Annotated in this window: 9 protein-coding genes; 8 read left to right on the plus strand and 1 reads right to left on the minus strand. The window is 57.8% G+C overall.

The window, feature by feature from the left end:
* From Ga0074115_RS13665 to Ga0074115_RS13685, 5 genes are all read left to right on the plus strand, one after another.
* Positions 1 to 3,236 (plus strand): lamin tail domain-containing protein (locus Ga0074115_RS13665; RefSeq protein ID WP_060528626.1); only part of this gene is annotated, 3,236 nt, incomplete at its 5' end.
* A 342-nt stretch (positions 3,237 to 3,578) separates the two neighbouring features.
* Positions 3,579 to 4,262, plus strand: coding sequence for a DUF4956 domain-containing protein (locus tag Ga0074115_RS13670; protein WP_005962083.1), 684 nt, complete (start codon positions 3,579 to 3,581; stop codon positions 4,260 to 4,262).
* A complete protein-coding gene (locus Ga0074115_RS13675; protein ID WP_057956001.1) occupies positions 4,259 to 6,196 on the plus strand; it encodes an HlyD family secretion protein in 1,938 nt (645 codons plus the stop codon). Before Ga0074115_RS13670 ends, Ga0074115_RS13675 begins: the two co-directional genes overlap by 4 nt.
* A 179-nt stretch (positions 6,197 to 6,375) precedes the next feature.
* Positions 6,376 to 7,455, plus strand: coding sequence for a TolC family protein (locus Ga0074115_RS13680; protein ID WP_232433110.1), 1,080 nt, complete (start codon positions 6,376 to 6,378; stop codon positions 7,453 to 7,455).
* Between the two features lie 8 nt (positions 7,456 to 7,463).
* Positions 7,464 to 8,288: a polyphosphate polymerase domain-containing protein gene (locus Ga0074115_RS13685; RefSeq protein ID WP_057956003.1), complete on the plus strand. Its 825-nt coding sequence runs from the start codon at positions 7,464 to 7,466 to the stop codon at positions 8,286 to 8,288.
* Positions 8,289 to 8,744: 456 nt separating this feature from the next.
* Here Ga0074115_RS13685 and Ga0074115_RS13690 read toward each other — a convergent pair whose 3' ends face one another.
* Positions 8,745 to 9,074 (minus strand): hypothetical protein, encoded by a 330-nt coding sequence (locus Ga0074115_RS13690; RefSeq protein WP_039960130.1) that lies wholly within the window; start codon positions 9,072 to 9,074, stop codon positions 8,745 to 8,747.
* Positions 9,075 to 9,485: 411 nt separating this feature from the next.
* Here Ga0074115_RS13690 and Ga0074115_RS13695 point away from each other — a divergent pair, with 411 nt between their 5' ends.
* Genes Ga0074115_RS13695 through nrfD form a run of 3 tightly spaced genes read left to right on the plus strand, consistent with a single transcriptional unit; the run spans position 9,486 to position 13,845 of the window.
* Positions 9,486 to 12,254: a molybdopterin-dependent oxidoreductase gene (locus tag Ga0074115_RS13695; RefSeq protein WP_060528629.1), complete on the plus strand. Its 2,769-nt coding sequence runs from the start codon at positions 9,486 to 9,488 to the stop codon at positions 12,252 to 12,254.
* A gap of 15 nt (positions 12,255 to 12,269) precedes the next feature.
* A complete protein-coding gene (locus Ga0074115_RS13700) occupies positions 12,270 to 12,884 on the plus strand; it encodes a 4Fe-4S dicluster domain-containing protein (protein WP_005962071.1) in 615 nt (204 codons plus the stop codon).
* 1 nt (position 12,885) lies between these two features.
* Complete coding sequence (gene nrfD, locus Ga0074115_RS13705; protein ID WP_057956372.1) at positions 12,886 to 13,845, plus strand: NrfD/PsrC family molybdoenzyme membrane anchor subunit; 960 nt, start codon at positions 12,886 to 12,888, stop codon at positions 13,843 to 13,845.
* Position 13,846: the final 1 nt, after the last annotated feature.

Below are 13,846 nucleotides of genomic sequence, written 5' to 3' on the forward strand. Positions count from 1 at the left end.
CCACCGATCTGGCTGACGGCGCGCACACTCTGCGCAGCCTGGTGGATCTTAGGGATGGCAGTCAACTGAGCTTCGAGACCACATTCACGGTGGCCAATGATGGGCCACTCAATCGTGCGCCTGTGCTCAACGCAATTGGTGCGCAGAGCGTGCAGGCTGGCAATATGTTGGAGCTGACCCTATCGGCCAGCGACCCGGATGGTGATCTCCTGACCTTCTCCAGTGATTTATTGCCGGGCTTTGCGGTGCTGACTGATCAGGGGGATGGCAGTGCCAGCCTGAGCATCAGGCCGCTGCTTGATGATGTTGGTAGCTATTCGGTCACTATTAGGGTGAGTGATGGCGAACTGGATGACGCCGAGAGCTTCACCCTGCAGGTCACCGCTCTGGGGAGCTTGCCAGAAGCCGTTGAGATCAGCGAGTTCATGGCCTCCAATGCGACCACCCTGGTAGATGGTGACGGCGACTACGAGGACTGGATCGAGCTGCACAATGTGGGTGTCGATCCGGTAAATCTGGCCGGTTGGTGCCTGACCGATGACGTGGCGGTATGGAACACCTGGTGCTTCCCGTCGGTGAGTCTGGATGCAGATGGCTACCTGCTGGTGTTCGCCAGCAAGAAGACGGGTTCGGCCGTGCCAGAGGAGTTGCACGCCAACCTGAAACTCGGCAAGAGCGGCGAGTACCTTGGGCTCTATCGTCCCGATGCCAGTCTGGCGCATGCCTATAGCCCGAACTTCCCGGCGCAGTCAGATGACATCAGCTATGGTGTGAGCGACGCTGGCCAGCTGCGCTACTTTGTGATCCCGACCCCCGGTGCGGCAAACGGTGTGGGTCTGAGTGATGCCCTGAGCTTCGATGCCGCGTCGCTGAGCCTGTCGGCCCAGGTGGGTGATGCGACAAGTGTCCAGGTCAACCTGTTGAGCCTGCAGGGAGGGGCCAGTGGCTACGCGCTGGCAGTGGATGATGGCGGCCTCGGCTGGTTGTCGGCAGTCGTCGCCTCGGGTGAGGATGATCTGACTCCGGACCTGCTCGATATTACCGCCAATGCCGCGGCTCTGGCTGCCGGCAGCTACACGGCGATAGTGACCGCCAGCGCAGCGGATCATGCCTCGGCGGTGCTGACGGTGAACTTCACCGTCAGCGATGGCGGTAGTGTGCTGGAGACGGTGGAGATCAGCGAGTTCATGGCCTCCAATGCAACCACCCTGGTGGATGGTGACGGCGACTACGAAGATTGGATCGAGCTGCACAACACGGGTGCCAGCGCGCTCGACCTGCTGAACTGGTGCCTGACCGATGACAGCGCCGATCTGTTTCAGTGGTGTTTCACTGAGAGTGTGTCGCTGGCGGCTGGCGGGCATTTAGTGGTCTTCGCCAGTGGCAAGTCGCCCGCGCCGGCCGGTCAATACCACACCTTGTTCAAACTGAGTGCCGGTGGTGAGTATCTGGCACTGGTGCGCCCGGATGGCACGATCGCCGATGAATACGCGCCTGCGTATCCGCCGCAGACGACCGATGTCTCCTATGGTATCGATGATAATGGCGCGGAGGCCTTCTTTCTGATGCCGACGCCAGGTGAGGCCAACGGCTCAGGTGGCGGCAGTGGTGAGCCGCTGAGTCTGAGCGTGGAGCGCGGTTTCTATGATGCGCCGTTCCAGGTCACAGTCAGCAGTGATGACTCGGTGGAGCTGGTACGTTACACCACTGATGGCAGTGAGCCGACCTTGAGCAACGGGCTGGACTATACCGGACCGGTGGATATCACCACCACCACGGTGCTGCGGGTGGCTGGCTTCAGCTCGGGTGTGGTTGTCGGACGCGTGCAGAGTCACAGCTATCTGTTCCTGGAGGATGTGATCCGCCAACCGGCAACAGTGCCGGGCTATCCCAATAACAGCTACAGCCTGGGTCAGGGATCGGCGGTTCACGACTACGAGATGGATCCGGATATCGTCGACGATCCGAACTACAGTGGTTCGATGATCGCAGCGATGCGTGCGGTGCCGAGCATGTCTATCTCGATAGACCCGACGGATATCTTTGGCGGTTCAGGCTTCTATGAGACCGAAGATATCGAGAAGGCGGTTTCGCTGGAGATCCTCTATGCGGATGATCCGGGGGCCAGCCATCAGGCCAATGCGGGTATCCAATCTCACTCGCATAACCGCCTAAAACGTTCGCTGCGGCTCAATTTTCGAGCTCTCTATGGCGACGCCAAGTTCAAATCCGACCTACTCGATCGGGCGCCGTTGAACGGTGCAACTGCAGACGGAAAGTACGACAAGCTGATCCTGCGCGCTGGCAACAATCGCAGCTGGGCACGCAGCTGGCATCCAGATGAGACCACCTATACGGTCGATCAGTTCTACCGCGACACACAGATCGCGGCGAGTGGCCATGGTATGCGGGGTACCTACGTGCACCTCTACATCAACGGTCTCTACTGGGGGCTCTACAACGCCACTGAGCGGGCGGATAAGCATTTCCTCTCCAGTTACTTCGGTGGCGCAGATGAGCACTGGTTCGCCGCCAATCATGGTCTGGTACACGACAACGCGCCACCCTTGTCGGGCGATCCGACCCGCTACAACTACCTGACCGAGACCCTGATCTACCGTGATATGAGCGATCCGTTCAACTATGCGGAGCTGCAGGACTACCTCGAGGTGGATCCGTTCATCGACTACCTGCTGGTGAGTTGGTGGTCGGCGACCAACGACTGGCCGGATAACAATTGGTATGCAGGCAATCGCAATGAGACTGCGCCGGAGGATACCACCGGACTGATGTATTTCGCCTGGGACGGCGAGGCCGCCTGGGATACACCACAGGACTTTGGCAATCCCAGCGGGAAGGCCAAGATCCATCCAGCGTTTCTCAGTTCGGAGGATGTCAACAGCGTGGGTGATGCGTTTGTGATCGCCCGTATCTGGCATGCGGCGCGGCAGAATGCGGATTTCATGGCGCGCTTTTCCACGCGGGTCGATGAGCTGACGGGGGCGGGTGGGGCGCTGGACGATACAGTGGCCCGGGCGCGCTGGATGACTCTCGCCAACTTTGTGCGCGAGGCGGTGATTGGTGAGTCGGCGCGCTGGGGTGATGCGGTGGACCCGAACGCGCCGCGCACCCGTGATGGGGCCTGGCAGCAGGAGGTCGACAAGATCTATGACATCCTGGGCGGCAATGCTGCCGAGTTGCGCAGCCAGCTGGCTGCTGAGGGCTTCATTCCATAACAGAAAATAATGCCGGCGCGGCGGTGAGCTGGGAGCTCTGGTCGAATTAGAGATTTCCGTGGGCCAGGGATGGCCCCGCAGTTCGATGGTGTTACACCATCAATTTTGGAGCAGGCGGCAAACCAGGTTGGCATCGCAGTCTGCTATGAGGAATCCAGGATGAATTTATTCAGCCCCTTAGAGGGGCTGGAGAGATAGTCCTGATTTTTTTCAAGGAAGGCGCAAATAAAGATGGAGCCGATGGGTGAGGGCGAGCAATAACACTAAAGCGGAATTTGTGTTGTTGCAGGTGAGTAGGTGCCTATCTCTCTGCTGCTTTTCACGTATTCAGGGGGGGGCGTTATGCTGGATTTCATCACCGTTCAGACGTTTTCAGAAAATGCCACAGTGGTCACGTTGATCTATGTGGTGTTGTTGTCATTTGTATTGTCTACGCTGGTGGCGGTCACCTACGAGAAGACCTATCGGGGCCTCTCCTATTCGCGCAACTATGCGCAGACATTGATACTGATCTCTATCGTTGCAGCCACTGTAATGCAGGCGGTGGGTGATAGCCTGGCGCGGGGTCTGGGGATTATGGCTGCCATGGCCATCATCCGTTTCCGTACCAATTTCAAAGATCCCCGTGACATTGTGTTTATCTTTGCCTCGCTGTCGGTGGGGGTGGCCAATGGTGTGTACGGCTTCAGTATTGCCATCGTCGGTACCCTCGGTTTCTGTTTGGTGGCGTTCCTACTCTATTGGTCCCCATTTGGTCAGACCTCCCTGTTCGATGGCATGGTGCGTTTCAGCTTGGAGAATCACTCGGAGAGCAAGCGTCGCCTGGAGGATGTGCTGGCACACTTCTGCAAGCGTTTCACCCTAATCACTCTGCGGGACATGTCACAGGGTAGCCGGTTGGATTACGCCTACCAGGTGAAGCTCAGGCGTGGCAAGGATCGAGATGACTTCGTACATGAACTGAAGGCGATCGATAGCATCATGGGCGTGAGTTTCTACATGCAGGAGGCGACGGTCGAGTTATGAGTGGCAATAAGAAACTCTTCTTCTCCTGGAGCATCACCTTGCTAGCGGTGGTGCTGATGACACTGCTCTACCGTGGCGAGACCACCCAGTTTTTTGGCATCGCTGAGAGCCGTGAGCAAGTGATCAGCTTCCAGTATCCGGTGGCAATACACCGGCTGCATGTGGTGCCCGGTCAGGAGGTCAAGCAGGGAGATTTGGTGGCGGAGCTGATGCGCGCTGATCTGCTCACCAAGATTGCCATGGCCGACTATCAAATCGATGTACTTAGTGCGGAGCGTTCTCTGCGTCATGAGAAGCTCAAGTCAGAGTTGCAGAGCCTGCGTGCGCAGCAGGCGGCAGAGCTGGTGGAGATCGACTACCAGATCCGCGAACTGGAGTCGCAATACAGTATCAACCGCAAGTTGGTGGGTGAGGAGAGATATCTCAAATCAAAATCCGGCAAAGAGGCCAGCAGTCCACTGCGTTTAAAAATCGCAGGGCTCAAAGAGAAGCGCGCACATCTGCTTCAGTCGCTGAAGCCAAAAATGGATAATCTGCGGGGTCAGTTGCGGGGGCGTGATCCTCTGGATGCCAAGATCGAGAAGCTCAAGGCTAAGCGCCGCTCCCTGGATGCGGCGAAGTCCGAACTCTTCATCCACTCGCCTTTTGACGGCATGGTCGGCTCGGTTTTGTTTCGCGAGGGTGAGGACGTCGCACCATTCAAACCGGTGATCACGCTGCACGGCAAGACCCCTTCCTATATCAAGGGCTATATTCACGAGGACGTGTTTAATAACGTCCATGTGGGTCAGCAGGTGTGGATTAGTCCGGCCTCCAACAGCGATGAACCTATGGCGGGGTACGTCAAGAGTGTGGGATCGCGCATTGTCGAGTACCCCGATCGCCTCAAGCGCCACCAGAACATTGCGGCCTGGGGGCGCGAGGTGCTGGTCAGTATCGGTCAGAAAAACCTCCTTTTGCTGGGTGAGAAGGTGGTGGTGTCCGCACAGCGGGAACGCAATCCGTGGATCGCCATCGCCAGTCCGTTTTTGCCGTTTATATCATCGGATCCGCAAGAGCTTGTCTATAAAGACTCGACACGCCTGGCTCAGACGGTAGAGGCTTCCGGTGCCCTCTACCTGTCGGACATCGACCGTTATCTTGTTATCAGCGATAAGAGTAAGGCGAACCGTTCGCTGCTTCATCTGGTGACGCCCCAGGGCAAGATCGAAGAGGATCTGCAACTGGTGGGGGAGACAAAGATCGATGACATGGAGTCGATCGCTTCAGATCGCCGCTTTATCTACATCGCCAGCTCCCAGTTCTATAGCAAGAAGGGCGAGATAAACCCCCGTGGTAATAAACTGTTGCGTTTGGTGCGCCGCGGCAAGGTGTTGAGCCTGGATGCCGAGGTGCTATTGAATGATGTGCTTGCACAGGCCGCACAACAGGGAGGGGATGCGGAGTGGGCTCTCTACCTGCGCCGTGCCTTGGTGGATAAGAGCATGGATGTCGAGGCGATGTTTCTTCCCCGGGAAGGTGAGTTGGTTCTGGGCTTCAAATCCCCGATAGATGGGGATGGCAAAGTGGTGTTTTTGGTGATTCGCGAGCTGGATACCCTGTTCGCCACCCAGCAGTTGGCGCCGGAGAATGTTGCGATTTGGCGCAGGGTGGCGTTCCGTGACCCGGTCACTGGAGCCTTCGCGCAGGTCACCGATGCGCTCTATCTGCATGACAAGTTGTATCTGTTGACCCACTCTAGGCGTGGCGAGCGTGATAACAGCACCCTGTGGCGCTTCGATCCGGAGTCGAACGAGTTAATGGTTCTCAGGAATTTTACCGGTAACAGAGCCGAGGGGCTGGCCTATAACTCCGCACGTGACCGTTTTCTGATCGTGTTCGATGGAGAAGGCAAGGCCAATTCACATTTTACCCACTACTCACAGGGTACTTGAGCATGCGGGCGCCTCAAAAAAATGGTTGTTACCTTCGCTTATGCTGGCATTTTTCGGTGATCTGTTCGGTGTGCTTTGCCAGCTTAGGAGTGCATGCCTCCCCGCCGGATATTAATGCATTTCTCCTTGCTGCTCGCGAGGGGGTAGAGGTGCTGGATGTAGAGGAGAACTGGCGTGGTATGGCTTCACTCAAGCCAGCCTCTATGCCATTGGAGGACGTGGAACTGCGTATGGAGTTCGATAATGGAGGCGTGTCGGAGGGTGACTATGTCGTGCGCCTGCACCCCCGGTCGTTTGCCCGTATGCAGGCGGAGACACAGCAGTGGCGGGCACGCGAGACGATGCTGGAGGCACATTACCGTAGCCTGTTGAGCGAGGCGCTGCGCGAACGCTACCGGCAGCTGCTGGAGACGATGCGGTTGAGCCGGGAAAGAGATCTGCAGGAGCGGCGTATCACCTTGCTGAAGGAGCGGATCAGCGCCTATCAGAGCCTTTCAGAAAGCCGGGAGTTTCGTTTCGCCAAACTGCTGGAGAGCGATCAGGATCTGGCCCAGGCACGCCTGCAGCAGATGCGACTGCAACGTGCCTTGAAGACCCAACAGGAAGCGCTGCGCCAGCAGGGTGTGAGCATTGAAGAAAAGCTGGATGACAGCTGGCTCAAGAGTGTGGCTGGAGTGATGCAGGCCATTGACGAGATGCTGCAGCTGGATGAAGCAGCACAGGCAAACCCCCTGTTGGCAAGCAAACTCAGTGCGGTGCAGGTGGCGGAGACGCAGCTGACGAAGCAACGCGCTAAGCAGGGCCTCAAGTTCAGCTTTCTTGACCTTGGCTATGATGCTGCCAAGGAGAACTCCCGCTCCTACTCTATCGGCCTGGGCATCAAGATTCCCTTGGGCGCTGCTGCTGATCCAGGGTTGGCCGAGGCCCGTACCCGATTGAATAGCGCCCGCCGTGAGCAGCAGTTATTGCAGCAGGAGCTACCGCGGCAACTGCACATGGTCAGGGTCGAACTGCAGGAGCTGCAGCAGGCTTATGGCTTGGTGATGGATCGCCTGCAGGAGTTGGACGGTATTGGGGAGGATCTCGCCAGTTCGCTGATGATCTATCGTATCTTCGAAGATCGTCTGCAGTGGAAACTGGAGGAGGTGAAGATCCGCCAGCAGATCCTGGAGCGCTATGTGGATCTGTTGCACCTCAGCGGGCAGTTGGCCCGTCCACCGTTGAAGAATCATCTGAGCAAACAAGATGATCAGCTATAGGGGGTGCCATGAGTATCGATGCACAGCTGCCACCACGTCTGGAACGCTACGAACTAAAGTATGTGATTCCCTCCTGTCTGGTGGAGCCGGTCTCTGACTATGTGTTGGCCTACTGTGGGTTGGATCGTCACTCGGAGGCAGCTGAGGACAACTTCTATCGGGTCAACAGTCTCTACTTCGATTCCCCCAACTTCCTGTTTCTGCGTAACCGCATGTACGGTAAGGACAACCGCTTCAATATGCGTGTCCGTTCCTATGGCTGGGATGCGCTGCCCCCCTATTTTCTGGAGATCAAACAGAAAAAGGCCAATGTTGTTATCAAGTACAGAGCTACCCTGAGTGAGGGGGAGTGGCCTGGGATTCTCAACGATCCGACTTACCAGATCCGGGAGGATGAAACGAGCCTCGATAGCGACAATAAGTCCCTGTTCCTGCGACTGGCCACCAGTTACGCGGCTGAGCCAAAGATTCTCACCCAGTACCGCCGGCGTGCGTTTGCCTCTGTTGTGGATGATTACGCCCGAGTGACCATGGATATGGATATGGATATGCGCTGCTACTATCAGGAGGCGTATAATCTACTGCCGGACCCTCACCGAATGGTCCCGTATGATGATGAGACCATCTACGATTGGGGTGGTGACCCCGGCAACAGCGTGATCCTGGAAATCAAGTGCCACCCCACCCAAGTTCCCACCTGGGTGCTTGATCTTACCCACCACTTCCAGCTCTATCGGCGCAGCTTCTCCAAATATAAGACCAGCTTGCTCTCTACCCTCTCTCGCGACAGCTGTCCGGATATAGGTGAGCGCTATTCATCGCTGTACACATAATCATCGTTTTAGAGGGTGGATCTGATCGACCTCTGGCTCTACATCGCCCAAGCCAACCCGGCTGCTGCAGATCATCTGCTTGATACCTTATGAGGCGAAAGGTCTGCTGCTTGCTGAGAACCCGGAGCTGAGACAGGCCGACCAGGCCTCGCTGAGGGTTTCCGGTGTCTATCCGTGGGGCGCGCTACCTGATGCTCTACCAGTTGATCCCATGAGGGATTGAACTGGTCGTGTGGTGCAAGCAGGGCATGCGGTTATTGAACTCGCTGTCGATGAAGCCATGTGGCGGTGGGTCAATCCAGACAACCGACGCTACTACCAGGCCGATCTGGTGCAGGATCTGCTTGGTGACTGGATGTTGGTCAGAGCTTCTCTAGCTTGGCCTGCAACGGTTGCAATCTCTTGCATGCAACACAGTTTTCGGCCGCCAGCTGGTGCTGTCTGATGCGATCCAGCTCAGATTAGCAGAAAGAAGCTGATCGCCGCTGCAGTCACCAGGCTGAGGGTGGTCAGCGGCGTCACCAGCATAAAGCCTGTGCCGAGCATCAGGTAGGTGGTTTCCACCACCAGAATCCCTATTGCAAGCCCCAGTGCCCGGGGTGCACTGATCCAGTGGCTGATACTGGCAAACGAGATCAATGCCAGGCCGAGCAGGGCGGCGCCCATCATGCCGGCAAAGGCATGGTTGAGCGGTTCGGTACTGAACAGTCCGGCCACCTCCTGCGGGGCAACAATCAGTATTACACCCCAGATTCCGAGCATGGTGATGGTTAATCCGTGTGCCATCTTTTTGAAGGGTTGGGAAGCCATTTCGATTGTCCGGGTTGAGAGTGGAGCGCCCATCATAGCGTTTCGTTTTGCCGCTTCCAGCGAGCATGCTGGTTTTTTCCTCTGTTTGGCATAAAAAAACAACCATTCCACCCTGGATAGGGATAATAGGAAACTTCTACCTATATAGGGGTAAACCACTATCTACATATGGAAAACATTATGATCTGAATCAATGAGTCCTCGGTTATCGATGGACATGAAAACAGTGTGGAAATGAAAATCCTCAGTATGTGGTGCGTTAAGGGGGCTCTGAAGGAGTCTGCTCGAGCAGGTCCATTCAGAGATACCTAAAGATAACGAATAACAGCACTGCTCTCTCCCGGTAGCTTCATCGCCGGAGTATCAAACGCTGACGGAGTACTGAATATGGGTTGGAAGATCCCACGCCTTTCGCGGCGGTCATTTCTCAAGGCGAGCGCTGGTGGCGCGGGTGTCGGGTTGCTCTCTCCAGTCGCCGGGTTGGTGAGCCAGGCCGCCAGTGAGGACGGTGAAGTCGAGACCGAGATCACCCACAGCATCTGCAACTTCTGCTCTTCGCTCTGCAACCTCAAGGTGAAGACCGAGAAGCGTGGTGCCAGCAAACGTATCGTCAAGCTTGCCGGCAATCCCGATTCGACCCTCAATCGGGGCAAAATCTGCGCCCGCGGTCAGTCGGGGCTGCGCCAGATCTACGACACCGACCGCATCAAGACGCCGTTGATCCGGGTTGAGGGGAGCAAGCGGGGTGAGTACAAGTTTCGCGCAGCCAGCTGGGAAGAGGCCTGGGACTACATCGCGCAGAAGAAGACCAATGCGGATATCAAAAACTGGGAGTGGACCATGGTGGGGGGCTGGACCTCCTGCGTCTTCTATATGAACTGGGCGGTGCCATTCGCCATGGCCAACGGCATCCCCAATATCATCGCATCGCCGATGCAGCACTGCGTCACCACCGGTCATCTGGGCACCGACTCGGTCACCGGCAACTTCAACATCCACGACGAGATCCTGCCCGATTTCGATAACGCTCGGTACATCCTGTTTGTGGCGAATAATGCCTCGATCGGTGCCGTTTCTACCTGCCGTATGGTGCGTTTCGCCCAGGGTCGCAAAAACGGCGCCAAGGTGGTGGCGCTCGATCCGCGCCGCTCAGAGACAGCTGCCAAGGCGGATGAGTGGATCGCGATTCGCCCCGGCACCGATCTGCCCTTCCTGCTGGCGATGATGCGGGTGATGATGGAGGAGGGCTACTACGATGCGCCCTTCCTCAAGCGTCACACCAATATGCCGTTCCTGCTCTATCGGGACGATGTCGGAGAGTGGCAGCCGCTGGTGGATGATGAAGGCCGGCCGCAGGTGGTGATGGAGGGTACCCGCGAGCTGCGTACGCTGAAGAAGTTCAGCAACGACAACCGCACCGATATCGAGGGGCGGACCTTCTGCCCCGATCTCAAGGCTCCGGAAGGCTTGCAGGTGGACGGTAAGACGGTACAGACCGTGTTTCAGGCCCAGCTGGAGGAGTTGCACGAGTACACCCCGGAGTGGGCTGCTGTCTCCACCGGCATCAAAGCCGAGACCATCGAGCGTATCGCCCGGGAGTTCGGCACCAGCCGACCCGCCATCATCGATCCAGGTTGGCACGGCGCCCGCTTCGGCAACATCATGATGCTGCGCCGGGTGCAGGCGATGATTCAGGCCCTGACCGGCGGCATCGATACCATCGGCGGCTGGATCCAGGCCGCCGAGTATCGCCACAAGGCCAAGGAGATGTTCAAGGCCTACGATGCAGGCCATGAGATCGCCGCGCCGATGGCCAATCTGGCTGGTATGCACTTCGCCAAGATGGTGATCGGCGCGGTCTCCAAGGGGGAGAACTTCTCCCACGGCAAGCCGGGCTGGACCTGGGCCTGGGCCGCGCAACAGAAGGAGGCGGGGGCGCAGAGCATCGCGCTGCCGGTGATGACCGATACTGGTTTCCGTGAGTCGATCGAGGGCAAGGTCAACTTCAACGGTGAGCCCTACCTGACTCGTGCCACCATCATCAACGCCGCCAATCCGGTGCGCCACTACTACCCCGATACCTACTGGAAGGAGTGTCTAAGCCACGAGAATATGGAGCTGGTGGTGGTGATCGACGTGCTGCCCTCGGATACCGCCGCCTATGCCGATGTGATCCTGCCCAATACGACTTATCTGGAGCGAGATGAGCCGGCGGTTTACGGAAACGGGGTCAACCAGGATCTGGCGTTGACCACTCGCTATGCGGCGATCGACCCACTCTACGACACCGAAGAGACCCCGGACATGCTCTATAAGCTGACCGAGATCATCTCCGGCGAGACCGAGAGCTTCCTCGACTGGATTGAGACCCTCACCGGGCTGACCAAGCTGCCGGTAAAGGCGCACTGGGAGGAGACCAGGCAGATCCACAAAAAAGGGAGCTTTCTCGCCGCCTGTCGTCGTGTCGCCTTTGAGCAGGCAGCGAAGAAGATCCACAAGTCGGCGGCGGAGTTGGATCACACCCTGCGCACTAGGGGGGTCTACCATGAGGAGGACAAGGTGCATCTGATCGAGCACGCGGGCATGCCGCGCAAGATGCCGGTGCCCACTGACTCGGGTCGTATCGAGTTCTTCTCCGGTCTTATGTACTCACTGCGTTCCGCCGGGCGAACAGAACCCAACTTCAGCCCGCTGGCTACCAATGTGCCGATCAGCTGTCGCACCGGTCGCAACATGCACGAGCCGCTGGCGGAGGATGAGTTCTACTTCACCTACGGTAAGACGCCGACCGTCTCACACGGCTCCACCAACAGCAACAATCCGGTACTGGCGGCGATCAACCGCTTCAAGAACGATATCTACAAACACGTCTGGATCCACCCGGAACGAGCCGAGGTGCTCGGCATCGGCCAGGGCGAGCGCATCATCCTGAGCAACAGCCTGAGTGGTCAGCGCGCCGAGGGCAATGCTTACCTGACTCGGCTGATCCGGCCTGACACGCTCTTCATCTACTCCTCATTTGGCGTGGAGAACCCGGCGTTGACCCAGATCCAGGGTGAGGGCACCGCCACCAATAAGCTGATCCCCTACCAGGTGGAACCGGTGGTGGCGGGCTTCAAGTCCCAGGAATTCACCCTGCGTGTGCAGAAGGCGTAACGGAGGCTAACAACAATGACTCACTATGCAATGGTCATAGACCTGAATACCTGCGTCGGCTGCAACGCCTGCATGGCCGCCTGTGCCATCGAGAACCAGACAGCGGTTTGGAAAGACGAATGGCGCACTCATGTGCACGACACTGAGATCGGCAGCGGCTCTGACGTGCATCGCCGCTTCTTTCCGCGGCTCTGCAACCACTGTGACAATCCACCCTGCATGAGTGTCTGTCCCACTGGTGCTACCTACAAGATGGATAACGGCATCGTTATGGTGGACGAGGATCTCTGCATGGGTTGTCGTGCCTGCGCTATGGCCTGCCCCTATGACGCCCGCCGCGCCGTCACCTACGACGATGTGGAGAAGGGCAAAGCGTTCTACGGCGAGGCCTACCGCCGTGAACGGCCCAGTGTCGACAAGTGCACCTTCTGCGAACATCGGGTCAAGGAGGGGCTGCAACCGGCCTGCGTGGAGACCTGTGTCGGCTCGGCGCGCATGTTTGGCGATCTCGACAACCCGGAGGACCCGGTCACCCAGATGGTCGCCAGCGGCGTAGCCCGACCGTTGATGCCACACCTGGGCACCCGGCCCAACGTCTACTACATCGACGATATGAAGAGGAGGGGTTGAGATGGACGCCACCATGAACTTCTACACCCAGGATATCTGGACCTGGTGGATTGCCATCTACCTCTACTTTGGCGGACTTGGTGCGGCCACCCTGGCGGTGACCTTCCTCACCGACATGTACCTCAAGGCGCACCGCGACCTGGTACTCTGGGGGGCCTTTTCCGGCATTGTGCTGTTGAGCCTGGGCTCCCTGATGCTGTTCATCCATCTGCTCGACTACAGGGCGGTGATCTATGTGCTCAACCCGATGATCCTCTTCACCAAGCCGGATGCATGGATCGCCTGGGGCACCCAGTTCATCGTCTGGATGATGTTCTGGGGAGTGATCTACGCGCTGCCCTATATGTATCTGACGCCGTTGTTCGACAAAATGCCGGTAGTCGGCAAGCTGCTCGATTTGGCGCTGGTGAAGAAGATCGCCGAGCTGTCGAGCCGCTTCCGTAAGGTGGTGGGCTGGATGGCCACCATCAACGGTGTCGGCGTGGCGGTCTATACCGGCCTGCTACTGCAATCCTTCCCGGCGGTGGCGCTCTGGCACAACCCCGGTGTGCCGCTGCTGTTTACCGTGTCGGCCTTCTCCACCGCGATGGCCTTCCTGCTGCTGATCATGTACACCATCATCAAGCGTGAGGAGGATGAGCATATCCGCCACTTCTACGAGCGGGTCGATCTGATCCTGATCAGCGCCGAACTGGTGATCCTGTTCTCCTTTTACCACTACATGTCGTCTGGCAACGAGTCGGCGATGCACTCGGCGCAGCTGCTGTGGAACGACTTGGGTTGGTTGATCGGCTTCATCGGCTTCGGCCTGATCGTGCCCTTCTTTCTGGAGCTGCGTGGGGTGCTCAAGGGTTGGGCCAGCCATCTGCCGATTATCACCGCCTCGGTGCTGGTGCTGATCGGCGGTTATCTGCTGCGCCACTACTTCATGTATGCAGGTGTCTATGCCTATCCCTGGTGAT

This window comes from endosymbiont of Ridgeia piscesae (genome assembly GCF_001443665.1).
GTDB lineage: Bacteria > Pseudomonadota > Gammaproteobacteria > Chromatiales > Chromatiaceae > Endoriftia > Endoriftia persephonae.

Coding starts and splice junctions, on each gene's coding strand:
- Ga0074115_RS13685 (WP_057956003.1), top strand. CDS start 7,464: ATGAGTATCGATGCACAGCTGCCACCACGTCTGGAACGCTACGAACTA.
- Ga0074115_RS13680 (WP_232433110.1), top strand. CDS start 6,376: ATGGCTTCACTCAAGCCAGCCTCTATGCCATTGGAGGACGTGGAACTG.
- Ga0074115_RS13675 (WP_057956001.1), top strand. CDS start 4,259: ATGAGTGGCAATAAGAAACTCTTCTTCTCCTGGAGCATCACCTTGCTA.
- Ga0074115_RS13690 (WP_039960130.1), bottom strand. CDS start 9,074: ATGGCACACGGATTAACCATCACCATGCTCGGAATCTGGGGTGTAATA.
- Ga0074115_RS13700 (WP_005962071.1), top strand. CDS start 12,270: ATGACTCACTATGCAATGGTCATAGACCTGAATACCTGCGTCGGCTGC.
- Ga0074115_RS13670 (WP_005962083.1), top strand. CDS start 3,579: ATGCTGGATTTCATCACCGTTCAGACGTTTTCAGAAAATGCCACAGTG.
- nrfD (WP_057956372.1), top strand. CDS start 12,886: ATGGACGCCACCATGAACTTCTACACCCAGGATATCTGGACCTGGTGG.
- Ga0074115_RS13695 (WP_060528629.1), top strand. CDS start 9,486: ATGGGTTGGAAGATCCCACGCCTTTCGCGGCGGTCATTTCTCAAGGCG.